The organism is Polymorphospora rubra (genome assembly GCF_018324255.1).
Lineage (GTDB): Bacteria > Actinomycetota > Actinomycetes > Mycobacteriales > Micromonosporaceae > Polymorphospora > Polymorphospora rubra.
The window spans coordinates 2,186,515-2,211,573 of record NZ_AP023359.1 but is presented as its reverse complement, the minus strand read 5'-3'; the positions used below and the strand labels follow the sequence as shown (position 1 = coordinate 2,211,573).

General features: G+C 72.1%; 20 protein-coding genes, 1 tRNA gene and 3 pseudogenes. 14 read left to right on the top strand and 10 right to left on the bottom strand.

The features are described from left to right. Positions 1-4 precede the first annotated feature (4 nt). Positions 5-1,333, bottom strand: coding sequence for a D-arabinono-1,4-lactone oxidase (locus tag Prubr_RS10095; protein WP_212824251.1), 1,329 nt, complete (start codon positions 1,331-1,333; stop codon positions 5-7). Positions 1,334-1,568: 235 nt separating this feature from the next. Here Prubr_RS10095 and Prubr_RS10090 point away from each other — a divergent pair, with 235 nt between their 5' ends. Further along, positions 1,569-2,129, top strand: coding sequence for a TetR/AcrR family transcriptional regulator (locus tag Prubr_RS10090; RefSeq protein WP_425518043.1), 561 nt, complete (start codon positions 1,569-1,571; stop codon positions 2,127-2,129). A gap of 37 nt (positions 2,130-2,166) precedes the next feature. On the opposite strand, the gene Prubr_RS10085 is transcribed toward Prubr_RS10090, so the two are convergent. Next, positions 2,167-3,372, bottom strand: coding sequence for an alanine racemase (locus Prubr_RS10085; protein ID WP_212824235.1), 1,206 nt, complete (start codon positions 3,370-3,372; stop codon positions 2,167-2,169). Between the two features lie 330 nt (positions 3,373-3,702). Between Prubr_RS10085 and tmk the strand changes: the two genes are divergently transcribed. From tmk to Prubr_RS10060, 5 genes and pseudogenes are all read left to right on the top strand, one after another. Beyond that, entirely contained in the window at positions 3,703-5,787 is a 2,085-nt protein-coding gene (tmk, locus tag Prubr_RS10080; protein WP_246568902.1) for a dTMP kinase, read from the top strand. Beyond that, positions 5,784-7,021 (top strand): annotated as a pseudogene (locus Prubr_RS10075) (DNA polymerase III subunit delta'). The gene tmk and the pseudogene Prubr_RS10075 overlap by 4 nt, the downstream one beginning before the upstream one ends. A 120-nt stretch (positions 7,022-7,141) precedes the next feature. Continuing rightward, on the top strand, positions 7,142-7,468 hold the full coding sequence (locus Prubr_RS10070) for a YbaB/EbfC family nucleoid-associated protein (protein WP_212824231.1): 327 nt from the start codon (positions 7,142-7,144) through the stop codon (positions 7,466-7,468). Beyond that, entirely contained in the window at positions 7,469-7,774 is a 306-nt protein-coding gene (locus Prubr_RS10065) for a hypothetical protein (protein ID WP_212824229.1), read from the top strand. Beyond that, the gene (locus Prubr_RS10060; protein ID WP_212824227.1) at positions 7,774-8,442 is read left to right on the top strand and encodes a hypothetical protein; all 669 of its coding nucleotides are present in this window, start codon (positions 7,774-7,776) and stop codon (positions 8,440-8,442) included. The genes Prubr_RS10065 and Prubr_RS10060 overlap by 1 nt, the downstream gene beginning before the upstream one ends. A 30-nt stretch (positions 8,443-8,472) precedes the next feature. On the opposite strand, the gene Prubr_RS10055 is transcribed toward Prubr_RS10060, so the two are convergent. From Prubr_RS10055 to Prubr_RS10045, 3 genes are all read right to left on the bottom strand, one after another. Continuing rightward, positions 8,473-8,715: a type II toxin-antitoxin system RelE family toxin gene (locus Prubr_RS10055; protein ID WP_212824225.1), complete on the bottom strand. Its 243-nt coding sequence runs from the start codon at positions 8,713-8,715 to the stop codon at positions 8,473-8,475. Then, entirely contained in the window at positions 8,712-9,008 is a 297-nt protein-coding gene (locus Prubr_RS10050) for a type II toxin-antitoxin system Phd/YefM family antitoxin (protein WP_212824223.1), read from the bottom strand. The genes Prubr_RS10055 and Prubr_RS10050 overlap by 4 nt, the downstream gene beginning before the upstream one ends. A gap of 139 nt (positions 9,009-9,147) precedes the next feature. Then, on the bottom strand, positions 9,148-10,632 hold the full coding sequence (locus Prubr_RS10045) for a hypothetical protein (RefSeq protein WP_212824221.1): 1,485 nt from the start codon (positions 10,630-10,632) through the stop codon (positions 9,148-9,150). A gap of 208 nt (positions 10,633-10,840) precedes the next feature. Here Prubr_RS10045 and Prubr_RS10040 point away from each other — a divergent pair, with 208 nt between their 5' ends. Then, on the top strand, positions 10,841-11,689 hold the full coding sequence (locus tag Prubr_RS10040; RefSeq protein ID WP_212824219.1) for a PSP1 domain-containing protein: 849 nt from the start codon (positions 10,841-10,843) through the stop codon (positions 11,687-11,689). A 28-nt stretch (positions 11,690-11,717) separates the two neighbouring features. Here Prubr_RS10040 and Prubr_RS10035 read toward each other — a convergent pair whose 3' ends face one another. Together Prubr_RS10035 and Prubr_RS10030 are read right to left on the bottom strand one after the other, a co-directional pair. After that, positions 11,718-12,305, bottom strand: coding sequence for a hypothetical protein (locus Prubr_RS10035; protein ID WP_212824217.1), 588 nt, complete (start codon positions 12,303-12,305; stop codon positions 11,718-11,720). A 168-nt stretch (positions 12,306-12,473) separates the two neighbouring features. Beyond that, the gene (locus Prubr_RS10030; protein WP_212824215.1) at positions 12,474-14,201 is read right to left on the bottom strand and encodes a metallophosphoesterase family protein; all 1,728 of its coding nucleotides are present in this window, start codon (positions 14,199-14,201) and stop codon (positions 12,474-12,476) included. Between the two features lie 95 nt (positions 14,202-14,296). Between Prubr_RS10030 and Prubr_RS10025 the strand changes: the two genes are divergently transcribed. From Prubr_RS10025 to Prubr_RS10005, 5 genes are all read left to right on the top strand, one after another. Further along, positions 14,297-14,372, top strand: a tRNA-Thr gene (locus tag Prubr_RS10025). A gap of 423 nt (positions 14,373-14,795) precedes the next feature. Further along, positions 14,796-16,571 (top strand): bifunctional metallophosphatase/5'-nucleotidase, encoded by a 1,776-nt coding sequence (locus Prubr_RS10020; RefSeq protein WP_246568529.1) that lies wholly within the window; start codon positions 14,796-14,798, stop codon positions 16,569-16,571. 142 nt (positions 16,572-16,713) lie between these two features. Then, positions 16,714-17,217, top strand: coding sequence for a DUF2231 domain-containing protein (locus Prubr_RS10015; protein ID WP_212824213.1), 504 nt, complete (start codon positions 16,714-16,716; stop codon positions 17,215-17,217). Positions 17,218-17,225: 8 nt separating this feature from the next. Beyond that, entirely contained in the window at positions 17,226-17,828 is a 603-nt protein-coding gene (locus tag Prubr_RS10010) for an Hsp20/alpha crystallin family protein (RefSeq protein WP_212827826.1), read from the top strand. Then, complete coding sequence (locus tag Prubr_RS10005; RefSeq protein ID WP_212827824.1) at positions 17,822-18,994, top strand: glycosyltransferase family 9 protein; 1,173 nt, start codon at positions 17,822-17,824, stop codon at positions 18,992-18,994. Before Prubr_RS10010 ends, Prubr_RS10005 begins: the two co-directional genes overlap by 7 nt. A 23-nt stretch (positions 18,995-19,017) precedes the next feature. Here Prubr_RS10005 and Prubr_RS10000 read toward each other — a convergent pair. The 3 genes and pseudogenes from Prubr_RS10000 to Prubr_RS09990 all read right to left on the bottom strand — a co-directional run. Next, a pseudogene (locus Prubr_RS10000) lies at positions 19,018-19,863 on the bottom strand (glycosyltransferase family 2 protein); the annotation flags it as partial. Continuing rightward, positions 19,847-21,381 (bottom strand): annotated as a pseudogene (gene rfaE2 / locus Prubr_RS09995) (D-glycero-beta-D-manno-heptose 1-phosphate adenylyltransferase). The pseudogenes rfaE2 and Prubr_RS10000, both read right to left, overlap by 17 nt. A gap of 69 nt (positions 21,382-21,450) precedes the next feature. After that, positions 21,451-22,743: an MFS transporter gene (locus tag Prubr_RS09990; protein ID WP_246568525.1), complete on the bottom strand. Its 1,293-nt coding sequence runs from the start codon at positions 22,741-22,743 to the stop codon at positions 21,451-21,453. Positions 22,744-22,877: 134 nt separating this feature from the next. Between Prubr_RS09990 and Prubr_RS09985 the strand changes: the two genes are divergently transcribed. Next, the gene (locus Prubr_RS09985) at positions 22,878-23,366 is read left to right on the top strand and encodes a MarR family winged helix-turn-helix transcriptional regulator (RefSeq protein ID WP_246568898.1); all 489 of its coding nucleotides are present in this window, start codon (positions 22,878-22,880) and stop codon (positions 23,364-23,366) included. Next, positions 23,363-24,997, top strand: coding sequence for an MDR family MFS transporter (locus Prubr_RS09980; protein ID WP_212824207.1), 1,635 nt, complete (start codon positions 23,363-23,365; stop codon positions 24,995-24,997). The genes Prubr_RS09985 and Prubr_RS09980 overlap by 4 nt, the downstream gene beginning before the upstream one ends. Positions 24,998-25,059 lie beyond the last annotated feature (62 nt).

Here is a 25,059-nt window from a genome sequence, read left to right as displayed (position 1 = left end):
GCCGTCAGGCGCCCAGCACCCGCGTCGTGTAGTCGTTGGCGAAGATCCGGCCCGGGTCGAGCCGGTCGCGCACCGCCAGGAAGTCGTCGAACCGGGGGTACGCCGGCCGCAGCGACGCCGCGTCGCGGTAGTGCAGCTTGCCCCAGTGCGGCCGGCCGCCGAGTGCCTGCGTGACCTGCTCGAAGGCGCGGAAGTACGGCTCGTACGGCATGCCGACATACTGGTGCACCGCGACGTACGCCGACTCGCGCCCGTAGCCGTGCGACAGCCAGATGTCGTCGGCGGCGGTGAACCGGATCTCTACCGGGAAGAGCACCTTGAACGGCAGCCCATCGACGATCTTCCGGAGAGCGGCCAGGGCTTCGGGCAGGGCGGCGCGGGGCAGGCCGTACTCCATCTCGGTGAAGCGGACCCGGCGCGGGGTGCAGAAGACCCGGTCGGAGCGGGCGGTGTAGGTGCGGGCGGTCAGTGCCCGGGCCGAGACGGAACTGAGCGTCGGCGCGAGGCGGGGCACGGCGCGGCCGAGCCGGCAGACGCCGGCGAAGACGGTGTTGGACAGGAAGTCGTCGTCGAGCCAGCCACGCAGCCGGGGCAACGGCTGATCGTCGGCGGCCACCCGGTTGTTGGTCTTGACCTGGACCCGGTCGGTGTACGGGAACCAGTACATCTCGAAGTGGTCGTTGCCGGCGACGTAGGTCTCGAGTTCGGCGAGTACGGCCGGCAGTGGGGCGGGCCGTTCGTGGGCCCGGAGCACGAACGCGTCGACGCAGCGCAGGGTGACCTCGACCAGCACCCCGACGGCGCCGAGGCCGACCCGGGCGGCGGCGAAGACGTCCGGGTTCTCCTGTGCGGAGCAGCGCAGCACCGCGCCGGTCCCGGTGACCAGGGTCAACGCCTCGACGAAGGTGGACAGGCAGCCGTAGCCGGCGCCGGTGCCGTGGGTGCCGGTGGCCAGCGCGCCGGCTATCGTCTGTTCGTCGATGTCGCCGAGGTTGGGCATGGCGAGCCCGTGTTCGGCGAGCAGTTCGTTGAGTGCCCGCAGCCGGGTCCCGGCCCGTACGGTGACCAGCCGGGCCGGGCGGTCGATGCTGACCAGGCCGGCGAGCCGGGCGAGGTCGACGCGGTGTGCGTCGGTGCGGGCGATGTCGGTGAACGAGTGCCCGGAACCCACCGGCTTGATTCGCTGGCCGGCGGCAGTGGCGGCATTGACGGCGGCGACCACATCATCGACGCTGCCCGGTATGAGTACCGACGCTGCGGTGGCGCGCTGGTTGCCGGCCCAGTTCGACCAGGTGTTGCCGGTCGCGGATGCTGTCGTGGCGGTGCCTCGCATGGGACCCTCCGGAGTCCGCACAGAGAACGTGAGTAGCCTTCATATCAGGCCCACTGATATGAGTAAACACCGTCGATGCGGGTCGTTCGTTGTTCCCAATGATGTCCCCCTGACCGGGACGGACGGACGACCGATCACTGAAAGGGAGTGGCGACGAGTGGCGACATCTACCGTCACGGCCGGACCCCTGCGCCGGGTGCCGGTGCAGGGGCGCAGCGTGGCCCGGGTCCAGCGGATGCTCGACGCCTGTGCCGTCCTCGTCGACGAGGTCGGCTACGACGGGCTGACCACGACCCTGCTCGCGGAGCGGGCCGAGGTCGCGATCGGGTCGGTGTACCAGTTCTTTCCCGACAAACGGGCCATCGTGCAGGCACTGACCCTGCGCAACATGGAGGCCTATCTCCAGCGGCTGTCCGCCCGCTTCGCGCAGGGTGACCTCGAGAACTGGTGGGACGGCGTCGACGCCGGCATCGACGAGTACATCTCGATGCACCGCTCGTTGCCCGGTTTCCGTACCCTGCACTTCGGCGACGTCGTCGACGTGCACCTGCTGGACGACGAGCGCGACAACAACGCGGTCATCGCCGAGGAGTTGGCCCGGGTGCTGGTCGAGCAGTTCGGGGTGGCCGACGAGCCACGCCTGCGCTTCGCCCTGGAGATCGCGGTCGAATCCGCCGACGCGCTGATCAAGCTGGCGTTCCGGCGCGACCCCGAAGGCGACGACGAGGTGCTCGTCGAGGCCAAGGCGCTGATCCGCGAATACCTGCACCGGCACGTGGACGTGACCACTGCCTGAGCCGGCCGATCCCGCCGTCGACCCGGGCCGGGCACCGCTAGAGGAACGCCCGGTCCTCGCCACGGTAGGTCGGGACCGTCGCCACGATCCGGTCGCCGTCGACCAGGTGCAGTTCGCGTACGTGCTCGCTCAGCTCACCGGCCTTGGCGTGGCGGAACCACACCCGGTCGCCCACCCGCAGCGGGTCGGCTGCGGCACCGGTCAGCGGAGTCTGCACCTCGCCGGCCCCCTCGGTGCCGGTCAGCCGCAGCCCGGCCGGCAGCCACGGCGTCGGCAACCGGCTCGGGTCGGCCGGCCCGGAGGCGATCCAGCCGCCGCCGAGCACGGTCGCCACACGTGGTGCCGGCCGACGGACGACCGACAGGGCGAAGAACGCCGAGGGTGCCGGCCGCCACGCGCGGTAGGCGTCGAACAGGGTGGGGCCGAAGAGGCCGGAGCCGGCGGCGACCTCGGTCACCGAACTGTCGGCGGCGGTCGCGGCGACGCTGCCGGTGCCACCGCCGTTGACGAACTCCAGGTCGGCGTGGTCCCGTACCGCCGCCACCGCGGCGGCCCGGCGCCGCACGAGTTCCCGGTACGACCGGCGCTGCACCGCCCGGATCGCCGTACCGCGCAGGGCCTGTCCCGGCGGGGCGTCGCCGAGCCCGGCGATCTGCGCCTCGTACGCCATCAGCCCGACCAGCCGGAACCCGGGGCGGTCGGTGATCAGCGCGGCGAGCGCGCCGGCGGCCGCGGGCGTGTGCACCGGCGAACGGCGTACCCCCAGGTGCAGTTGGCCGCCGAGTGGCCGCCACGACGCGTCGAGTTCGAGACAGACCCGGATCTCGGCGCGGCGCGCCGGGGAAGCGACCGCGTCGACCGTGTCGAGCTGTTCGACGCTGTCGACGGTGATCGTGACGGCGGCGGCGAGGTCGGCGTCGGCGGCCAGTTCGGCGAGGGCCTGCCGGTCGGCGCTCGGGTACGCCACCAGCACGTCACGGCTGACCCCGGTGCGGACCAGCCAGATCGCCTCCGCCACCGTGTACGCCATCACCGCCTCCCAGCCCGGGGTGGCGAGCGCGCGGCTGAGCAGCGCGCGGCTGCGTACGGACTTGCTGGCCACCCGCAGCGGCTTGCCGGCCCGCCGGGCCAGCGTGGCGGCGTTCGCGTCGAAGGCCGAGATGTCGATCACCGCGACCGGCGGGTCGAGGTGCGCGGTCGCCCGGTCGAGCCGGTCGCGGAGCAGGTCGCGTTCGGTGGGCACGAGAGCACGCTAGCGGGCCATCGATCAATGCGAAACACCTTCGCGTATTAATCATCGTCGGGCCGCGCCCACGGGCCGATCAGGGGAATGTCGGGGGCCGGCCCGGTGGTCCCCGCGATTAGAGTGTCACCGGGGGAGCCCAGCCATGGGCCGGCACGTGGAGGTAGAGCCATCGACACTCAGGCGAGCGGCTCGGCGGACGGCGATCGGACCGGAGACGCCAGGTCCGATTCCACCAAGAAGGCGAAGTCCTCGGCCGGGGTGGAGATGTCCGGTCTGCCGGCGTTGCGGTCTGTAATGCGGATCCGCCCGTTCCGCCGGCTCTGGATCGTGCTGGGGGTCGCGTCCCTGGGCGACTGGCTCGGTCTGCTGGCCACCTCGGTCTTCGCCGCCACCCAGGTCGAGAGCGACGCCGCCAAGGGCCTCGCGTTCGGCGGCGTCATCGCCGTACGCCTGCTCCCCGCCCTCGTCCTCGGTCCGGTCGCCGGCATCCTCGCCGACCGCTTCGACCGCCGATACACGATGGTCATCTGTGACCTGCTGCGGTTCGTCCTGTTCGCCTCCATTCCGCTGGTGGCGCTCCTGGGTGCGAGCGGCGGGGTCACCGTCACCTGGGCGGCCATCGCCACCTTCCTGATCGAGGCGATCACGCTGATCTGGATCCCGGCCAAGGAGGCCGCGGTCCCCAACCTGATCCCGCGGGCCCGGCTGGAGGTCTCCAACCAGCTGACCCTGATCACCACGTACGGCGTCACCCCGGTCCTGGCCGCCGCCGTCCTGGCCGCCCTCGACCGGACCGTGCGCGGGATCTCCGCCGGAGAACCACCGGCCTGGGTCGAACCCGCACAGCTCGCGCTCTATTTCAACTCGCTGTCCCGGCTCGCCACCGCGCTCGTCGTCTTCTTCGGCATCAAGGAGATCAGCGGCCGCGGCGGCCGGCAGGACGGCCCCGGCCAGAGCGTGGTGAAGCAGTTCGTCGAGGGCTGGCGGTTCATCGGCAAGACTCCGCTGGTCCGGGGCCTCGTCCTCGGCATCTTCGGCGCCTTCGCCGGCGGCGGCATCGTCATCGGCACCGCCCGCTTCTTCACCAACTCGCTCAGTGCCGGCGACGCCGCGTTCTACCTGCTGTTCGGCTCGATCTTCGTCGGGCTCGCGGTCGGCATCGGTCTCGGCCCGATGGTCATCCGGGAGCTGTCCCGGCGCCGCTGGTTCGGCATGAGCATCGTGCTCGCCAGCGCCTCGGTGCTCCTGCTCGCCGCGGCGATCCACCTCTCGATGGCCATCCTGGGCGCGATCCTGGTCGGTGCCGGCGCCGGCATGGCCTTCCTGGCCGGCACCACCCTGCTCGGTGGGGAGATCGCCGACGAGGTACGCGGCCGCGTCTTCGCCGTCGTGCAGACCGGCACCCGGATCGTGCTGATGCTCGCCATCTCGCTCAGCAGCCTGCTGGTCGGTGTCGGCGGCTCCCGCGAACTGCGGATCGCCGATCTCGGAATCTCCATCTCGTCGACCCGCCTGCTCCTGCTCGCCGCCGGCGTCTTCGGCATCTTCGCCGGCATCAGCGCCTTCCGGCAGATGGACGACAAGCCCGGCGTGCCGGTGCTGGCCGACCTCTGGGGATCGCTCCGGGGCCGCCCGCTGTCGGTCGGCGAGTCGTTCGCCCGGCACGGGCTCTTCGTCGTCTTCGAGGGCGGCGAGGGCGCCGGGAAGTCGACCCAGGTCAACAAGCTGGCCGCCACCCTCGGCGAGCAGGGGCACGACGTCGTGGTGACCCGGGAACCCGGCGCCACCGACGTGGGCAAGCGGATCCGTACCCTGCTGCTCTCCGACGGGACCGGTCCGGCCGCTCCCTCGCCCCGGGCCGAGGCGCTGCTCTACGCCGCCGACCGGGCACACCATGTCGCCACCGTCGTACGGCCCGCGCTGGCCGGCGGGGCGGTCGTCATCAGCGACCGCTACGTCGACTCGTCGCTGGCCTACCAGGGCGCCGGTCGCACCCTGCCGGTCGACGAGGTGTCCTGGCTCTCGTCGTGGGCGACCGGCGGGCTGAAGCCCGACCTGGTCGTCCTGCTCGACGTCGACCCGAGGACAGGGCTGGCCCGGGTCGCCGAACGGGGGATGGCCGCCGACCGCCTGGAGAGCGAGTCCCTCGCGTTCCACGAGCGGGTCCGGTACGCGTTCCTCGACCTGGCCGCCGCCGACCCGAAGCGTTACCTGGTCCTCGACGCCGGACTGCCGGCCGACGACATCGCCCGGGCGGTCGGAGCCCGGGCCACCGAACTGCTCGCCACCCGCGGGACCGACCCCGGTGACCCAACCCGACCCGACCGGTCGGCCGACCCCGCCCGGCCGCCGAAGCCCTCCCCGGACGAGCCGATGTCGATGGCGGACAGCACGGTGGAGGCGGGCAGATGAGTCTCGGCGTGTTCGCCGAACTCGTCGGCCAGGACGAGGCGGTCGAGACCCTGCGCCGGGCCGCGGCCGACGCGGCCGACATCGTCCGGGCCGCCCACGGGACAGCACCGGCGCGGACGGCTCCGGTGGGCCGGGCAGCGCTGCCGGCACCGGCGCGATGACGCATGCCTGGATCTTCACCGGACCGCCCGGTTCCGGTCGTACCGTCGCCGCCCGGGCCTTCGCCGCCGCCCTGGAATGCGTCCACGGCACCGGCTGCGGCGACTGCACCGGCTGCCACACCACGCTCGCCGGCACCCACGCCGACGTGCGGTTCGTGGTGCCCGAGGGCCTGTCGATCGGGGTCGGCGAGATGCGTGCGCTGGTGCTGCGCGCGGCGAGCACGCCGGCCGGCGGGCGCTGGCAGGTGGTCGTCGTCACCGACGCCGACCGGCTCACCGAAGCCGCCGGGAACGCCCTGCTCAAGGCGGTCGAGGAGCCGCCGCCACGGACGGTGTTCCTGCTCTGTACGCCGTCCACCCACCCCGACGACATCTCCGTCACCATCCGGTCCCGGTGCCGGCTGGTCCCGCTGCGCCAACCTCCCGCCGACGCGGTCGCCGCGGTCCTCCAGGCCCGCGACGGGGTCGACGCCGAGGTCGCGCGGTGGGCCGCCGCCGCCGCGCAGGGAGACGTCGGCCGGGCCCGGCTCCTGGCCCGCGACCCGGAGGCCCGCAAGCGCCGGGACGCGGTACTCGCCGTGCCCCGCCGGCTCAGCAACGTCGGCGCCTGCATCGACGCCGCGTCGGCGCTCATCGAGGCCACCGAGGCCGAGGCGGCCGCCTCGGTCGTCGAGGCCGACGCCGCCGAGCGGGCCGCGCTGGAGACCGCGCTCGGTGCCGGCGGTACGGGTCGGGGCGCCGCCGGCGCGGCCCGCGGAACAGCTGGACAGATCAAGGAACTCGAACGCCGTCAGAAGTCCCGCGCCACCCGGGCTCAGCGCGACGCCCTCGACCGCGCCCTGGTCGACCTGGCCGGCTTCTACCGCGACGTGCTCACCACCCTGCTGCGCGCCCCGGTCGCCCCGGTGCACACCGACACCGCGCCACTGGCCGAGGCGGCGGCCGGGAAATGGACCGCGGAGAGCACCCTGCGGCGCCTGGAGGCGGTGCTCGCCTGCCGGGAGGCGATCGGGGTCAACGTCAAGCCGCGCATCGCCGTCGAGGCGATGATGCTCGCCCTCTGGCGCGGCTGACCGCCACCCGTCCGGGCGGTTCCGGGCTCGACGGCCACGGGGTTTCGCAACCACGGCCCGACCGGTACGGTTCGGTGCCGTACCGCAACCGGAGCGGCACATCGGGTGAGGAGCCTGTGCATGGCGCGCGAGATCGACGAGGCATGGATCGAGGAGGCGGTCGAGCGGCACCGCCGCATCGAGTCCCTCCGGGCCGAGTTCGACAAGGCGGTGCAGGGCGTCGAGGTGACCGTACGATCGCCCGACGGGCTGATCGAGGTGGTGGTCACCGCCGCCGGCGTCATTACCGACGTCCGCATCCCCGGCACGCTGCACAACCGGGCCAACACCGAGGTCGCCCGGTCGATCCACGCGGTGGTCACCGCCGCGGCCGACGCCGCCCGCTGGGCCCGCGAGAAGCTGCACGCCGAAACCTTCACCGACTACCCGCCGCTCGGGAGGTCCTGAATGGACACCCTGCGGCAGGCCGCCGAGCGGTTCGACACGGTCGCGGCCGACCTGACCGACGCGGGCCGGCGCATCGCCGCCACCGGAACCGCCGGCGCCGACCTCGGGCCACCCGGCCCCGGCCGGCTCGGCGACCTCACCCGTGACCTGCGCGACCGGTGGCTCGCCGCGACCGGCGCGCGCTTCGACGAGGCGACCGCCGCCGCCACCCGGCTGACCGAGGTCGCCGACACCCTGCGCCTGCTCGCCGGCCGATACGCCGACACCGACGACGCCGCCCGCCGGCGGCAGCCCGAGGAGGCGTGATGGACGCCCTTGACCAGCTCGTCCGGGCCGGCGCCGGACTGCTCGTCCGGGTCGACGACGTGCTCGCCCGGTCCGGTGCCCCGGACGGCGACCCGATCTGGCCGCTGCTGCGCCGCCTGCGGGTCCTGCCCGGCGACGCGGTGCGCACGGTCGCCGGCTTCGACCCGGCGCCGCTGGCCGCCGCCGGCTCCGCGCTGCACGACCTGCGCCCCGGCTACGCCCGCGGGCACGCCGCCGTGGCCCGGAACGTGGACTGGACGGGCGCCGGCGCCGACACCTTCGACGCTCACCGCACCGCGCTCACCGCGCACCTGTCCGACGACCCGGACGGAATGGGCGGCCGGCTGGCGGCCGCCGCGGCGTACGCCGAAGCGGTCGCCGACTGGCTCACGCAGAGCCGGTCCACCCTGGCCCGCACCCTGGCGCCGGTCCTGACCTGCGCGGAGGCGGTCACGCTGACGGCGGGCCCGACTGGGGCCGACCCGGACCGCGACGACACGCTCGCCGCGGCGCGCATCGGGACCGTCCTGCTGCAGACGGTGGCCGAGGTGTACGAGCACGGCGAGGAACTGCTCGGCCGGCACGCCTCCGGTCTGGCCGAACTGTCCTACCGGCCCCCGGCGGAGCCGACGCCCGGCCACCACACGGACCTCCGCCTCCCACTCTGACCGGCCGGCGAGAGCCGGCGCCACGGCGGATCAGTTGTAGACGTCCTTGCGGTGCCCGACCGCGTGCACGGTGAGCGTGTCGCCGTCGATCCGGTAAACGATCCGGTAGTCACCCACACGGAGCCGCCGACCCGACCCGTCCCGCATCGCGGTCGAGTTCGGCGGATGCGGGTCGGCGACGAGTTCGAGCATTGCGCCGAGCACCGTCAAGAAGACGTTGCGTGGCTGCTTGTGGAGCCAGACGAGCACTTCGCGATCGACCTCGACCTTCATGCGGCCGCGCGCCCCCGGTCGGCGAGTAACGCCTCCACCTCTTCGGGGTCGACACCGAGCGACTCCAGGGCGGCGGCCAGCGGGACGAACTCGCCTTCCGCACGGGACCGGGCGATCGCCTCGGAGTCCTTCCGGTCCCGGAACGCTTCCAGTTCCTCCCACTCGTCGATGCCGATCAGGACGGCCACCGGCCGTTCGTACTTAGTGATGATCACCGGCTCGTGGTTGCGTTCGAGGCTTTCCAGGATGCGCCCCGCGCCGTCCCGGAACTCGCGCAAAGAGATGGTCGCCATACGGCGAATGGTACCGCGTGGTACCGGATATGGTCGCCGACAATCGGCCGGGGGTCGGCGCTGAGCTGATCCGACCCGGGTAAGCCCTTCGGGCCGCACACACCGGGGACGTGTGCGGCCCGAAGGCGGGGGAAGGGAATCAGGTCGTACGGCGCCGCCGGCCGGCGATCAGCAGGCCGCCACCGCCGGCGAGCAGCAGCGCGCCGGCCCCGGCCAGCACACCGACGTTCACGCCGGTGACCGGGAGGCCACCGCCGCCGCCGGCGGCCGGCGGGGGCGTGGACGGGCTCGGGCTGGCCGCCGGTACGGGCGCGACGGCCGCTGCCTGGAGCAGGCCGACGCCGACGTCGACGACGCTGCGCCGTTCGGTGTTTCCGTTCGCGTCCCGGCTCGGCGGGCCGCTCAGCACCTGCAGGCGCAGCGAGGCCGCGTTCGCGTGCACCGCCTGATCGGTGATCTGCTGCTCCAGTTTGCCGATGGACAGGCGGACCAGGGCGAGGTCGCCGCCGAGCACGGGCAGCCGCTCCGGGATGCCACCGATGATCTCGCCGGCGGGAGGCAGTTCCGGCAGGCCGGGCAGTACGGGTACGCCGGGTACGGCGAGCGGTCCGGCGGCGGCACCGGTCCGGGCCTGCTGGTCGGGGTCGAGGTCCTTCAGCAGGCCGTCGAGCGGGTTGGTGCCGACCAGCGGCACGTCGCCGGACTCGGCGGCCGCCCGCGCCCCGGGCAGTCCGAGGGTGCGCGCCGGCAGGGCCAGGTCGACGTACTCGCCGGGCGATTGGATCCGGGCCGAGGCGATGCCGGCGGCGGAGACCTCCAGGATCGGGGCGTCGTACTGCACGGTGGCGCTGTCCCGCGTACCGGCGGTGGTGACCCGCAGCGTCGGCGGCTTGATCACCTTGACCACGATCTCGGACGACGAGCCGGCGAAGAGCCGCACCTCGCTGACCCCGATGGAGGCGGCCCCGACCGAGCGGACCGCGCCGCCCTCTTCGGCCAGGCCGGTGGTGCTGGTGCTGGACAGGTTGTTCGGCACGCTGACCAGGGCCCGGCCGAACGGGCCGGGCAGCACCTTGGCGCTGGCGATGCTGGCCGACGACAGCGTCGTCTGGCCGACCTTCTTTCCACAGGCCATCGCCTCGTCCCACTGCGCGTGGGCCTTGAGTTCGCCGACGCCGAGCGACAGCACGCCGAGGTCGGCGCGGGCCAGTGCACGGGTGGCCGGCTCGGCGTTGGTCGGTGGGGCCTGCTGGTGCAGCGGCCGGGTCAGCGGCCCGAGCGGCAGGTTGATGCCGAGCAGGTCGGCTTCGAGCAGTCGGGCCGCGGCACCCGAGTTGACCTCGGCCTGGGCGTTGAGCCCCGAGTTGGCAGAGGCCAGCCGTACGTCGGCGACCGGGCCGAGCGGCAGCCCGAGCGGGCGCAGGTCGAGCAGGCCGAGTTTGACCAGTTCGGCGCTGGCTAGTGCGCCGTAAGCGGCGGGGGTGGCGCAGGTGGGTGCCGCGGTGGCGGGTGTGATCGCCAGGGCGGGGCTGACCAGGGCGCCGGCGAGGCCGGCGACGGTGAGTCCGGCGAGACGCCGGCTGCGCTTGGGCAGGGTGGTACGGGCGGACTGGGCGTCCGTCATCGACATCCTCCGGTGACCGGGAACCAGGGGCGACGGCATACGGCGGTATGCCGTCGGCACCGCGTCAGACGGTGTCTACTGATCGAGCCCAACGAGGGCCCCGGCCCCGGGTTGCGGACAAAAAGTAAGTCCCATTCATACGGTCAGCGCGGATCGTCCGAATGGTCAGTGTTCTCCGGTTGCCCGTGTCCGTCGTAGGGTGGGGTGCATGGGGATGCTCTGCGCCGTCAGCTTCAACCGATACGGGCGGCTCTACTACCTCGACCCCGGCGATCTGCATCCTGTCGTCGGCGACAAGGTGCTGGTGCCCACCGACGACGGCACCGAGGTCGCCGAGTGTGTCTGGGCCGCCCAGTGGGTCGACGAGGAGACCAGCGGCTTCCCCCGGCTGGCCGGCATGGCCACCGAGAGCGACCTGCGCCGCGACGAGACCCAGCGCAAGCGCAAGGCCGAGGCGAAGGTCGCCGCGAAGCGGCTGATCCGCGAGCACGGCCTGCCGATGAAGGTGGTGGCGGTCGACCACACCCTCGAAACGGCCGGTGCGGCCAGCGGCCCCGGCGGCGCCCGCACCACGATCTACTTCACCGCGCCGCACCGGGTCGACTTCCGGTCCCTGGTCCGCGACCTCGGTGCCACCCTGCACTGCCGGGTGGAGTTGCGGCAGCTTTCCGCCCGCGACTCGGCGCGGGTCCAGGGCGGCATCGGATCCTGCGGGCGCGACCTGTGCTGCGCCACGTTCCTCAACGACTTCGAACCGGTCACCATCCGGATGGCCAAGGACCAGGATCTGCCGCTGAACCCGTTGCGGATCTCCGGTGCCTGTGGCCGGCTGATGTGCTGCCTGAAGTACGAACATCCGCTCTACCAGCAGTTCCAGGCGTCCGCGCCGTCGATCGGGTCCCGCGTTTCGACACCCGAGGGCGACGGGCGGGTGGTCGCGCACAGCGTGCCGCGTGATTCGGTCACGGTACGGCTGGACGCCGACGGGTCCCGCTGCTCGTGCAGTCGCGCCTCGGTCTGCGGCCCCCGGAAGGCCCACGACGAGCAGTACGGCTGAACCGAACGCCCGGCCGCAAGCGGCTGGCCTAACAAAATCGGCGCTGGGAACGAGTGATCCCCGGGTTCGGCAGATCGGTGCTCTTGTCGTAGGGGGCAGGGTGGCTCGTGGACTTGAGGAAAAGAAGTGGGCGACCCTGGCCGTCCTTGCGTTGCTGTTCTCCATTGCGGTTCCGGTCACGCTCCTGTTGGTTCTGCGTGATCGCGATCAGGGACCGAGCGTGCACGATCCGCGTGCTTATGATGTCGACGAAGGTGATGTCTCGTTGGAGGACGGGCTTCGGCGCGCCGCACTCGAGCTGCCGGAGTGTCTCCACGAGAGGCTTCGATACGCGCTCGTGGACAACGGATTCGGTTACTATCACCACATCTACCTGAAGCTCGAGTCGTCCGAACAATGCATGAACAGCTTCTTGGCGTTGAACGCCATGGACGGCGATCTTGGTGCGACGACGCTCGGCGGTGTAGCTGCTGAAAGAATCCCCATCTACCGCAGTAGGTGGATGGATGATGACGTAGTGCGACGGCTCGGATGGCAGATCGGTCCAGAGCAGCGCTTTCAGCGCTTCAGCGTCGGTAAGCCCACGCTCTACGGGGTGTTCGTCCTGGTACAGCACGTACCGGGATCCTCCGACGTGAGAGCGTACGTCCACGCTGGTCGGGGTGCGTGACGCGGGCGGCCGTGAGTTACGCGCCGACGCGGGCGAGAATCTGCGGCGAGGGATTCGGATTGTTTACTGGCCACCTGCGGGTCGTACGCCGGCAGGGGGTTCGGTTCTCGTCGGTCAGCGAATCGTGAACGGCTCCTCGGCGAGCCGTACGGTCAGCGGGGTTTCCGGCTCCAGCCACGGCGCGTCGTACGGGCCGTCGGGGTTGGGCCGCCAGCGGCGGCAGACCTTGTCGACGGCGACCGGATAGCCGGTCAGCGTGCCGTCGGCGGCGATGTGCAGCCGCAGGAAGCTCTTCGCGTCCTCGATGCCCTGCCCGGCGAAGAGTTCGTTCAGGTTGACCTTGAACTTGCTGGCGACCAGCAGGTACGCCGCCGTCACCTGGCTGGCCACCAGGCCGGCCACCGGCGCGTAGAGCAGGGCCGCGGCGAGCAGCGGCAGCGGCCACGCCCAGTCGTGGAACGGCAGCCGCAACCAGACCAGGGTGCCGCCGATGGCGAGCGCGATGTGCGCCAGCCCGTGTGCGGTGCCGAGAATCCAGTGGGGCGTACGGCGGCTGCCGGCCGCGCTCGGCGGCTTGGCGAACAGGGCCGCGCCGAGCAGGGTCGTGATCAGCACCAGGGCCAGCGGGATGCTGAAGAGCCGCTGCTCGGCGCCGCTGACCCGTTCCTCCGCGAAGCTGGTCATGGCGAGCAGCAGCAGGGCCTGCAGGCCGCCGAGCAGGGTGGTGAAGCCGGGGTTGCGCAGCGGCAGCTTGCCGAAGATGCCCCACCCGAGCCGGCGGGACCGCTGTGCGGTCGGGTAGCGCGCGGTGAGGTCGTACTCCTGCGTGGTGCTGGACCGGCGGGCGAGCGTGCGGCGCGGCGGCACCTCGATCCGTTCCGGCAGCTTGTGCGTGGGGTAGAGGTAGGCGCCACCACCGCCGCAGGTGACCAGTTCGCGGTCCGGGCCGGAGTAGCGGGCGTAGTGGTGCAGGTCGCCGGAGACGATCAGGCGGACCCGCGCCCCGGTCGGCTTGATCACGGTACGGATGAAGTAGTCGACCGCGTCGTACGCCTGCGGTTCCTCGACGGCCTTGACCCAGGTCGGTGCCGGCACGGCGAGGATGACCCGGTCGTCGGGGCCGAGCCGGGTGGCGGCCTTCTCGAAATAGCTGAGCTGCGGATCGTCGAGGTACGCCCCGAACTGCTCGTCGATGGCGAACAGCCACCAGTTGGCCGGCAGTTCGACGGCGAAGTACGAACGGGACTGCTTGGTTTTCCAGCCGCCGATGCTGGCGTCGCGGTGGCGGGTGAACAGGCGCAGGAAGGCGGTCAGCCCGTCGTACCAGTCGTGGTTGCCGGGCACCGCGTAGAGGCTCGGCCGGGGCTCGGCGCTGCCGGGCAGGGCCGCCTGGTAGGGCCCCTTGCAGCGGTCCTCGTACGCCGATCCGCTCGCCGTCGGATAGACCTGGTCGCCGCCCATCAGCAGCATCTGGCCGCGCGGCAGTCGCCGCCCGTCGATTTCCAGTTCGGGGCGGCCGAGCAGGTACGCCACCGAGTAGGTGGCGTCGAAGCCGTCACCGAGGTCGGCGACGTAGTCGAGCCAGAGTTCGCCGTCGGTGCCGGGCTCTTCGAGTACGTCGCCGGGCAGCGCGTTCTGGAGTTCGCGCTTGTCGAGGTAGGCGCCGAACAGGATCGCCAGCAGCGTTCGCAGTCCGGTGCTGAGCAGCAGGAACGGGCCGAGCCAGGGGACCGGGCCGCGCGGGGTGAAGCCGAGTTCGTGCGGGTCCAGGCTGCGCGGCCGGGGCCGCCCGTCGTGGTTCGGTGCGACCGGTGGGGGTGGTGTGGCGCGGTCATCCGTCACGAATCGGCAGCCTAGCCGCTGTGCGGGGTGCGGTGCGCCCGCCGGCCGCCGGGTCGCGTACACTGGTGCGGCGCGGTGCACCGGCATGCGCGCATGCCGCCTTAGCTCAGTCGGTAGAGCACGATACTCGTAATATCGGGGTCAACGGTTCGATTCCGTTAGGCGGCTCCAGATCAGGCGCCCCACCAGTTGGTGGGGCGCTTTTCTCGTGCCACCGGGCACCGGGTTCATGGCGCGTTGGCGTATCGTTCATCGCGGTCCGGCGACCGTCGCGCTTGTTACCACTTAGTTATGAAGGTCACTGGTCGGGTGCCGATCGGCTGGTGATGCCGCCGGTTGGTCCGGGTTGGCGCCTGGATAGGGCATCTTAAATAGACATAATTGCCCTATGTCGACTCTGCCGGCTTTGCAGGCTTTGGTCGAGTATCGAAATCCTCCGTAACACGCGTCCGTCTTGACGTGCGCGCCGAGATTCCCGATCGTGACGGGCGACGTCTTCACCCGCGACTCCCGGCTCCGCACCATCGGGGCCGCGTCACGCGTCGGCACCGGTGGCAGTCGATCCGGTGGGCCGGCGCGGCAACAGGAGGATTCATGCGCAAGTCACCCCTGCGCGCGTTCGGCGCGGCGACCGGCGCCGCGCTGCTCGCCATGGGTGCGATGGCGACACCCGCGAGTGCCGCCCCGGCCACGACCGAGATCCAGATTCTCGGCTTCAACGACTTCCACGGCCGCCTGGAGGCCGCCGGCACCCCGCCCGTCGGCGGTGCCGCCCAGCTTGCCGGCATGATCAATTCGAAGCGTGCGGAGAACCCGAACACCCTCGTGGTCTCCGCCGGCGACAACATCGGCGCCTCGCCGTTCATCTCCGCCGTGCAGCAGGACAAGCCGACGCTCGAGTTCCTCAACATGATCGACCTCGACGTGTCGGCGGTCGGCAACCACGAGTTCGACCGGGGCTTCGACGACCTCACCGGGCGGGTCGACGACCTGGCCGACTTCCCGTACCTCGGCGCGAACGTCTACAAGGGCGGCTCGCCGGCCCTCGACGAGTCGTTCGTCACGACGGTCGACGGCGTCAAGGTCGGCTTCGTCGGTGTGGTGACCGAGGAGACTCCTTCGCTTGTCCGAGCTGACGGGATCGTCGGTTTGGAGTTCAAGGACCCGACGGCCGAGGCCAACCGAGTCGCTGCCGAACTCAAGGCCGACGGCGCCGACCTCGTGGTGCTGCTTGCCCACGAGGGCTCGCAGTCGACCGACTGCACGGCAGTGGCGAACACCTCGACCGACTTTGGCAAGATCGTTACCGGGGCGAGCGCGAACATCGACGCGATCTTCTCGGGGCACACCCACGCGGAGTACGACTGCACCTACCCGGTCGCCGGGCTCGGATTCGAGCGGCCCGTTCTGCAAACTGGCTCGTACGGTGCGGCACTCGGCAAGCTGAGCGTCACCCTCACCGACGGCGAGGTCACCGCGATCGAGGCCGAGAACGAGGCAGTGAGCGGCTTCACCCCGGACCCGGACGTCGCCGCGCTGGTGGCCAAGGCCAAGGCCGAGGCCGACGTGGTCGGTTCGGTCAAGGTCGGCGAGATCACCGCCGACATCACCCGGGCCAAGAACGCTGACGGCTCGGAGAACCGCGGTGCCGAGTCGACCCTCGGCAACTTCATCGCCGACGTGCAGTTCGAGCAGACCAAGGCCGAAGGCCGTGGTGGCGCCCAGCTCGCCCTCATGAACCCGGGCGGCCTGCGGGACGACCTGCTCAAGGGCGACGACGGCGTGGTCACGTACGCCGACCTGGCGGCCGTCCAGCCGTTCGCCAACGACCTGGTGACGGTGACCCTGACCGGCGCGCAGATCAAGGCGGCGCTGGAGCAGCAGTGGCAGCCGGCCGGCTCGAGCCGTCCCTACCTGCATCTCGGCGTCTCGAAGGGCTTCAGCTACGTCTTCGACCCGGACGCCGCCGCCGGCAGCCGGATCGTCCGGATGACGCTCAACGGCACCGCCATCGACGCGGCCGGCACCTACCGGGTGACGATCAACTCGTTCCTGGCGTCGGGCGGCGACAACTTCGGCGCGCTGGGCGAGGGCACCAACCGGACCACCACCGGTGACAACGACCTGACCATGCTGGTCGCCTACGTCGAGGCGAACAGCCCGATCACCGCCGACACCGCCAAGCGCGCCATCCACGTCGACGACGCGCCGCCCGGCGGCGGTGGCGGCGGCGACGACCCGGGCCTGCCGGTCACCGGTGCCGCCACCACCGGGGTCGTGGCCGTCGGCCTGCTCCTGCTGCTCGGCGGCGTCGTCGCGGCGTACTTCGCCCGGCGTCGGCGGGTCGTGCTCACCACCCCTGAGGACTGATCGAACCGTTCCAACGCCAAGGTGGCCCGCTCTCCGACCGGAGGGCGGGCCACCGCGTTTGTCGCCCTGCCTGCCGGGTACCGCACTGGCCCACGCCGGGGCCTCGCGGCCACGCCGGCCGAGCCTGGGAGGACGACGACCAATGGAGAGCCGTCTCAAGGTGCTGGGCCATCCGGTCCATCCCATGCTGGTGACGCTGCCGGTCGGGCTGTTCGTCACCGCCGTGATCTTCGACGTCATCGACGTCGCCGGCGGACCGGCGATCCTCGGCGAGGTCGCGTACTGGAACATCAGCGTCGGCCTGATCGGCGGCATCCTCGCCGCCGGCGCCGGGGCGGTCGACCTGCGGGCCATCCCGCGCAACACCCGGGCCAAACGGATCGGGGTCATGCACGCCCTGGTCAACACGGCGATGATCCTGCTGTTCGCCGGCGTCTGGGTGGTCCGGACGGCCGCCTACCAGCGGGGCGCCGGCGGTGGACTGCTGGCCATCGAGATCGTGGCCGTGGCCGGCACCGGGCTGGCCGCGTGGCTGGGCGGCGAACTCGTCGACCGGCTCGGCGTCGGCGTCGACCGGGAGGCCGACCTGAACGCCCCGAACTCGCTGTCCGCCACCCGGCTCGGCCGCGCCGGAGACGACCGGTGAACCAGTCGATGTTGAAGGCGCGCCCGGAGTGGGGCTGGAATCCGGTCGAGGACCTGCGGACGCTGCGGACCGGCCTGAACCGGATGCTCGCGGCGCTGACCGGCGGCCGGGTCGGTGGCGCCGACGTGGAGACGACCCCGACCGACGGCGGCTACACCGTGGTCGTACGGCTGCCCGGCGTCGCGCCCGAAGAGGTCGCCGTCGAACTCGACGACCGGGAACTCTGCGTACGGGCCAGGACGCCGGACGAGGTCGACGCCGACAACGGCATCCCGGACGGCGGCGGCTCCATCCGGGCCTTCGAGCACCGGGTCGATCTGCCCGCCGACGTGGACCTGTCCCGGGTCGACGCCGTCATGGACCACGGTCTGCTCACCGTGACGCTGCCCCGGGGCACCCGGGTACTGCGCCGGACGATCGTCGTCGGCCGCCGCCAGTACGATCCGGAGCGGCCCGCCGGCGCGCGACCCGAGCCGTCGCCGGCGCGTACGCCGCCCCCCGCACCGAAGTCCCCGCCCGGGCCGATCACGATCCCCGACCCGGTCGCCGACCGGGAGATGCACCGGCCGGACGTGTCGTTCCCGACCGCCGGCGAGCAGCTCGGCTGGTGACCGGCACCGGCCTCGTCGACGGGGTACGTCGGATCGGCGTACTGCGGGCCAACGCGCTCGGCGACTTCATCTTCGTGCTGCCGGCGCTGGAGGCGCTGAAGGCCGCGTACCCGCGGGCGGAGCTGGTGCTGCTCGGCGCACCCTGGCACGCGGACTGGCTCACCGGGCGGCCCGGACCGGTGGACCGGGTGATGGTCGTCCCGCCGACGGACGGCGTACGCGGGCCGGTGCCCGGTGAACCCGATCCCGCCGGGCAGCAGGCCGAGTTCGCGGCCCTGGTCCAGCGGGAGGGGTTCGATCTGGCCCTGCAACTGCACGGCGGGGGGCGCAACAGCAACCCGTTCGTCCGCGGGCTCGGTGCCGGACTGACCGCCGGACTGCGGGCGCCCGACGCGCCGCCGCTGGACCGTTGGCTGCGCTACATCTACTACCAGCCGGAGGTCGTCCGCTATCTGGAGGCGGTCGCCCTGGTGGGTGCGGAGCCGGTCACGTTGACCCCGTCGATCGCGGTCACCGTCGCCGACCGGGCGGAGGCGGCGGCGGTCGCCGGTGTGCCGGCCGGCCCGCGGGTCGTCCTGCACCCGGGCGCCAGCGATCCCCGGCGCCGGTGGCCGCCGGACCGGTTCGCGCAGGTCGCCGACCGGCTCGCCGCAGACGGGTTCGAGGTGCTGGTCACCGGTACGCCCGCCGAACGCGACGTGGTCGAGGCGGTCCGGTCGGCCGCCCGTGCCCCGGTCCGCCCGCTGGTCGGCGTCCTGTCGCTGGGTGGCCTCGCCGGCCTCTTCGCGGACTGCGCGGTGGTGGTCTCCAACGACACCGGACCGGTGCACCTGGCGGCGGCGGTGGGCACCCCGACCGTCGGCATCTACTGGATCGGCAACCTGATCAACTGTGCGTCGGGGCTGCGTGGCCGGCACCGGGCGATCGAGTCGTGGACGATCGACTGTCCGGTCTGCGGGCTCGACTGCACCCGGGATCTCTATCCGGACCGGCCGGGCGGCGGCACCTCGTGCGACCACCGGGAGTCCTTCGTCGCCGAGATCCCGGTGGGGGAGGTCTTCGACGCCGTGGAGGACCTGTTCCGGTACGGCGGGACTCAGCCGGTCCGGCTCGGCACCCCTGCTCCGTCGGCCGGCCGACCCGCGGGCTCCGACACCGGCGGATAGTCCGTGCCGGCCTCGTCAGCGAACACCACCTGCCAGCACTCCACGCCCCGCTCGGTGAGCGTGGTCGGCGACTCCAGGTGGAAGGCGCCGCTGGGCAGTACGCCCGCCGCACCGTCGCGCTCCATCACCCGCAGCTGCGCTGCCACGTCCTCGCCCTGGTGGTCGGCGGGTACCCGGGGCCAGAAGTCGAAGCCGCCGGACCGGACGAGCTTCTCCCGGTCGAAGAGGACGCAGCCGCCGATCCAGGCGATTTTGTAGGCCCGCCACTGCTCCGGGGCGAGGTCGAGCCGCGCGGCGATGTGCAGCAGGTTGGCGGCGGAGTGCAGCCGCCACCGGTCCCAGCCGGGCCCGCCGGAGCGGATCCGTTCGGGTTCCGGCCGCCCCGGCCACTCCTCGTACGCCGCCTGCTCCGCCGGCCGTACGTCATCTAAATAGGACAGTCCTTGTACGGCGTTGCCGACGAACCCGCAGCCCAGCCGTTCGATGGCGGCGACGAGCCGGTCCACCGCCCCCGGTTCGAGCCAGACGTCGTCGTCGAGGAAGAGCGCGTAGCGGGCCGTCGTGCCGGCCAGCAGGAACGCCCGCTGTTCGGCCATGCCCCGGGCGGGCAGATGTCGGGCCAGCCGGACCGGATGGCCGCGGTGGCGCAGCACCCGGGCCATGGCGGCGGCCGCCGGATGGGCGAAGGACGGTTCGCCGTCGGACTGGTCGCTGACCAGCACCCCGAATCCGGCCGGGCCGGGCTGTCCGGCCAGTCCGGACAGTGTCGTGGCGAGTTCGGCGGGGCGGTTCCGGGTCGGGATGAGCACGTCGAGCAGCCGGCCGGCCCGGAAGGCGACCGGATCGCCGGGGTCAATCGGCCGGGTCAAGGCTGGGCACCCGGGTCCGGGAACGGATCCGCTCGATGATCGCCGAGGTGGAGCGGTCCGGGACGTACCCGAGGATCCGTACCTCGCCGCCGAGCCCGCGTACGAGGGGGGACTCGGGCACCAGGTCCGGCGGGTAGTCGCCGCCCTTTACGTACACCTCGGGCCGGACCGCGCGCAGCAGGTCGGCCGGCGAGTCCGCGGCGAACGTCACCACGTAGTCCACACAGGACAGTGCGGCGAGTACGGCCACCCGGTCCTCGACCGGGTTGACCGGCCGGTCCCGCCCCTTCAGCCGGCGGACGCTGTCGTCGGAGTTGACCGCGACCACGAGCACGTCGCCGAGTTCCGCCGCCTGTTCGAGGAAGCGGACGTGGCCCCGGTGCAGCACGTCGAAGCAGCCGTTGGTGAAGACGATCCGGGCCCCGGCCGCCCGTCGCCGGGCCACCGCGGCGGCCAGCGCGTCCGCGTCGACGACCGTGGGGCGGGGGGTGCGCGCCGGGCCGGGCGTCGCGACCAGTTGGTCCCGGTCGCAGACACAGGTTCCCGGGCCGTCGAGGGTGCGGCTGGCGGCCAGTTGGGCGATCCCACCGGCGACCGGCGCCGGCACCCCGGTCGTCAGGGCCAGCGTGATCGCGGCCAGATAGGCGTCCCCGGCGCCGACCGCGTGGCTCGCCGGCACCGCGTCGGCGTGGCTGCGGTACGGGCTCCCGACGCCGTCGCTGACCACGGCTCCGTCGACGTCGAGAGTGAGCGCGACGATCTCGGCCCCGGTCCGCCGCCGTAGTTCCGGCAGGTACGACTCGGCGAGCGCCACCCGGTCCGCCGACCCGCCCGGTGGCCCCGGCGGACCGCCGGGGGCGGACCGGATCCGGGGCGGAGCGCGGCGTGCGCCTCGCCGAGGCTCGGCGTCACCACCGTCGGGGCGAGGCCGCGCCAGGCGTCGAGGTCGTGTGCGTCGAGTGCGACGGTGTCGAAACTGTGCCGGTGGGCGAGCAGCCAGGCGCGCACCGGTCCGGGCAGTGCGCCCAGCCCGTAGTCGCAGATCACCAGGGCCGCGCCGGGGCCGGTGACCTCGTCGGCGGCGCCGGCCAGGGCGTCGAGGAGCAGCCGTACGGCGTCGTCCGGCAGTGGCCCGGCCGGCCCGCCCTCGTCCTCGCGTACCAGGATCTGGTCGGCGGCGAGCAGGCGGCGCTTGACCGGGGTGGGGTGGTCGGGGCGGAGCAGGGTGTGGTCACGTACCCCGGCCCGGTCCAGGCAGGCGCGGATCTCGCCCCCGGCGGTGTCCGCGCCGACCGGCGCGACCAGGGTGGCCCGCCCGCCGAGCGCGGCGACGTTGACCGCGGTGTTGGCGGCCCCGCCGGCACTTGCCCGCCGGTGCCGCAGGGTGAGTACGGGGGCGGGCGCCTCGCGGCAGAGCCGGTCGGTGTCGGCGAACCGCCATTCGTCGAGCATGGCGTCGCCGACGACCAGGACGTTCCGGCCGGCCCAGTTGTCGACGACGGCGGCGACCTCTGACATGCCGCTGCGGATCCCCGGGGTGCCGCGGGTCAAACGTGAGGCGGGCGACCCGTGCCGGTGTCCGGGTCGTCAGGACGCGCTGTCCGCCTTCGCCGCCCAGGCCGCGTCCTCGGCCTCCTTGCGGGCCCGCCCCTCGCGTCCGTCGTAGCGCAGGAACGACGGCATCAGCGCGGCCAGGGCCACCGTGCCGAGCACGCAGAGCACCCCGCCGGAGATGATCGAACCGTTGATGCCGAGCCAGCGGGCGGACAGTCCGGAGCGGAGCTGCCCGAGCAACGGCCCGGTCGTGTACGACAGCATCTCGATGCCGGCGAGCCGGCCGCGCAGGTGGTCGGGGATGGTCTGGTTCCAGATGATCATGCGGAACAGGCCGGAGATCATGTCGGCGGCGCCGGCCAGGGCGAGGAAGAACACCGCCAGCCAGAGCGTGTCGACCACGCCGAAGCCAATGATCGCCAGCCCCCACCCGCCGGCCGCGAGCACAACCATCAGCCCGTGCCGGTGCACGTACCTGGTCCAGCCCGAGCTGATCGTGGCGGCCAGTGAGCCCACCGCCGGGGCCGCGTAGAGCAGGCCCAGCACCGCCGGACCGCCGAACTTCTCCGCCATGAACGGATACAGCGCCTGCGGCATGCCGAAGAACATCGCGTTGATGTCGACCAGGTAGGTGCCGAGCAGTTCGGGGCGGCTGCGGGCGTACCGCAGGCCGGTCACCACCGACCGCAGCGACGGCCGGTCGGCGTCCGGCGGCGGTGGCACCGCCCTGATCAGGGTCAGGAAGACCAGTGACACGGCCAGGGTGCCCATGGTGATGGCGTACACCCAGGTCAGGTCGACCGAGGCGATGAGGATGCCGGCGACACCCGGCCCGCCGAGCTGCGCCGCCTGCATCCGGAGCGCGTTGAGCGAGCTGGCGGCCGGGATCTCCGCGGGCTTGACCAGTCGTGGCGTCAGGCTCTCCATCGCCGGGCGCTGTACGCCGTCGACCGCCGCGGTCAGTGCGGCGACCAGGTAGAGCAGCCACAGGTGCGGCTCGTCGGACAGCGAGTTGAGCAGCAGCACACCGCAGAGCGCGGTGAAGGCGACCTCGCCGCCGATGACGATCAGCCGCCGGTCGAGGTAGTCGGCCAGCGCGCCGCCGACGAATGCCATGAAGAGCAGCGGTACGAGTTCGAAGACGCCGATCAGGCCGACGAGCAGCGGATCGTCGGTGATCAGGAAGACCTGGTAGGGGATCGTGACGTAGGCGATGAACGCCCCGAACGCGGAGATTCCGCTGGCGGCGAACTGGAACCGGTAGTCGCGCGAGGTCTTGAGCGGGGTGACGTCCAGCGCCACGCGCCGGAGCAGGCCCGTCTTCACGGACGAGATGCTGACCGATGACCCGTGCCGTGTCGAGCGGGTTTCCCATGGCCCGAATCACAGCCGGTTCCGCGGGTAAGCCAGCGTCGCCCGGTGGCAGAGTGCTTGTAGCAAGCAAGCTTTTTGGGGTGGCGATGCAGACGACGCACGACCCGGACGCCGAATACGTCGAGATCGGCCGGTCGATCGGGCTGTTCTATCGGCGGGTGAACCTGCTCTACCAGCGGCTCCGTCCGGACCATGGCCTGGAACGGTCCGCCTACACGCTGCTCAGCCGGCTCGGCTCGGCCGGCCCCGCCCGGCTCACCGCGCTCGCCGACGACCTCGAACTCGACCTGTCGACGGTCAGCCGGCAGGTCGCCGCCCTGGAGAGCAGGGGCCTGGTGACCCGCACCGCCGATCCGGCGGACCGCCGGGCCAGCGTCATCACCGCCACCGCCACCGGCACCGAGTCCTACCGGCGCTACCGCGCCCAGTGGGTGGCCGCCCTGCGTGGCGCCCTCGCCGACTGGACACCGGACGAACGCGACGAGTTCGCCCGCCTGTTCGCCCGGCTCAACGAATCGATAGCCGTACCGCCCGTCGTACCTGGGCCGGCGAACCACGGGGAGAACGAACGATGACCACCGTCGACCAGACCGCGGCGCCGCGGCTGACCCACCGGCAGATCCTGCTGCTGATGGTCGGGCTGATGACCGGCATGCTGCTCGCCGCGCTCGACCAGACCATCGTCGGCACCGCCCTGCCGACCATCGTCGGCGAGCTGGGCGGGATCAACCACTACTCCTGGGTGGTGACCGCCTACCTGCTGGCATCCACCGCCTCCACCCCGCTCTACGGCAAGATGGCCGACCTCTACGGCCGCCGGCCGGTCTTTCTCTTCTCCATCGGTACCTTCGTGCTCGGCTCGCTGCTCGCCGGATTCGCCCAGGACATGACCCAGCTCATCGTCACCCGGGGCATCCAGGGCGTCGGCGCCGGCGGCCTGATGACGCTCGCCTTCACGATCATCTCCGACGTGGTGTCGCCCCGCGAGCGCGGCCGCTACCAGGGACTTTTCGGCGCGGTCTTCGGCGTCTCCTCGGTGGCCGGCCCGCTGGTCGGCGGCTACTTCGCCGAGACCGACTGGCGGTGGATCTTCTTCATCAACGTCCCGCTCGGTGTGGTCGCCATCCTCGTCTGCTATCAGGTCATGAAGTTGGTCCCGTTCCAGCGCCGGGACCACGCGATCGACTGGCTCGGCGCGGCCCTCATGGTCGCCGCCGTGAGCTGCCTGCTGCTCGCCCTGAGCTGGGGCGGCAACGAATACGCCTGGGGTTCACCGGTCATCGTCGGCCTGTTCGTCGCCGGTGGCGTGCTGTCGCTGCTGTTCCTGTTCCAGGAGTCCCGGGTCGCCGAACCCATCCTCTCGTTGCGGTTCTTCCGCATCCCGACCTTTGCCCTGGCCAACGCCGCCGGCTTCGTACTCGGCCTGGTGATGTTCGGGTCGATCATCTTCATCCCGCTCTATCTCCAGATCGTCAAGGGCGCCTCACCCACCCGCAGCGGCCTGCTGATGCTGCCGATGATGGCCGGCGTCATCGTCACCTCGGTGCTCTCCGGCCGGGCGATGAGCCGCATCGGCCGCTACAAGTGGTTCCCGGTGGCCGGCTCCGTCGTACTGCTCGTCGGCATGCTGCTCTTCACCCGCCTGGAGGTCGGCACCTCGCTGTGGCTCGCCTTCGGGTTCATGGTCGTCATCGGCGTCGGCCTGGGCCTGTGCATGCAGTCGCTGGTCCTCGCCGTACAGAACGGCGTACCACCCCGCGACCTCGGCGCCGGTACGTCCGCGGTCACCTTCTTCCGCTCGCTCGGCGGCTCGTTCGGCGTCGCGATCCTCGGCGCGGTGCTGTCCGCCCGGCTCACCGCCGAACTGGCCGACCGGATGCCGGGGGCGATCGCCCAGCTTCCGCCCGAGCAGGCGGCGGCCTTCGCCGGCACCTCCAGTACGAGCTTCTCGGTGAACGAGCCCTCGGTGATCCTGGCCCTGCCGGACCCCATCCGGGCCGCCGTCCAGGAGTCGTTCGTCGACTCGCTGCACGTCGTCTTCCTGGTCGCCGGGCTGATCGCCATCGTCGCCGTCGCGGTCACCGTCCTGCTGCCCGACCACGAGCTGCGCGGCGCCATGCCCGCGGCCAGCGACGACGCCCTGCGCAAGGAGCCGCACGACGACGCCGCCGCCGAGATGGAAGCCAAGTCGCAGACGATGATCTGACGCCTACCCGCTCCGCTCGCAGTCGTCAGACACACCTGAGCTGGCTGGTTCGCCCGCAACGG

Coding starts and splice junctions, on each gene's coding strand:
- Prubr_RS10060 (WP_212824227.1), top strand. CDS start 7,774: ATGGACGCCCTTGACCAGCTCGTCCGGGCCGGCGCCGGACTGCTCGTC.
- Prubr_RS10065 (WP_212824229.1), top strand. CDS start 7,469: ATGGACACCCTGCGGCAGGCCGCCGAGCGGTTCGACACGGTCGCGGCC.
- Prubr_RS10070 (WP_212824231.1), top strand. CDS start 7,142: ATGGCGCGCGAGATCGACGAGGCATGGATCGAGGAGGCGGTCGAGCGG.
- Prubr_RS10010 (WP_212827826.1), top strand. CDS start 17,226: ATGTTGAAGGCGCGCCCGGAGTGGGGCTGGAATCCGGTCGAGGACCTG.
- Prubr_RS10015 (WP_212824213.1), top strand. CDS start 16,714: ATGGAGAGCCGTCTCAAGGTGCTGGGCCATCCGGTCCATCCCATGCTG.
- Prubr_RS10020 (WP_246568529.1), top strand. CDS start 14,796: ATGCGCAAGTCACCCCTGCGCGCGTTCGGCGCGGCGACCGGCGCCGCG.
- Prubr_RS10055 (WP_212824225.1), bottom strand. CDS start 8,715: ATGAAGGTCGAGGTCGATCGCGAAGTGCTCGTCTGGCTCCACAAGCAG.
- Prubr_RS10050 (WP_212824223.1), bottom strand. CDS start 9,008: ATGGCGACCATCTCTTTGCGCGAGTTCCGGGACGGCGCGGGGCGCATC.
- Prubr_RS09985 (WP_246568898.1), top strand. CDS start 22,878: ATGCAGACGACGCACGACCCGGACGCCGAATACGTCGAGATCGGCCGG.
- Prubr_RS10090 (WP_425518043.1), top strand. CDS start 1,569: ATGCTCGACGCCTGTGCCGTCCTCGTCGACGAGGTCGGCTACGACGGG.
- Prubr_RS10040 (WP_212824219.1), top strand. CDS start 10,841: ATGGGGATGCTCTGCGCCGTCAGCTTCAACCGATACGGGCGGCTCTAC.
- Prubr_RS09980 (WP_212824207.1), top strand. CDS start 23,363: ATGACCACCGTCGACCAGACCGCGGCGCCGCGGCTGACCCACCGGCAG.
- Prubr_RS10095 (WP_212824251.1), bottom strand. CDS start 1,333: ATGCGAGGCACCGCCACGACAGCATCCGCGACCGGCAACACCTGGTCG.
- Prubr_RS10045 (WP_212824221.1), bottom strand. CDS start 10,632: ATGACGGACGCCCAGTCCGCCCGTACCACCCTGCCCAAGCGCAGCCGG.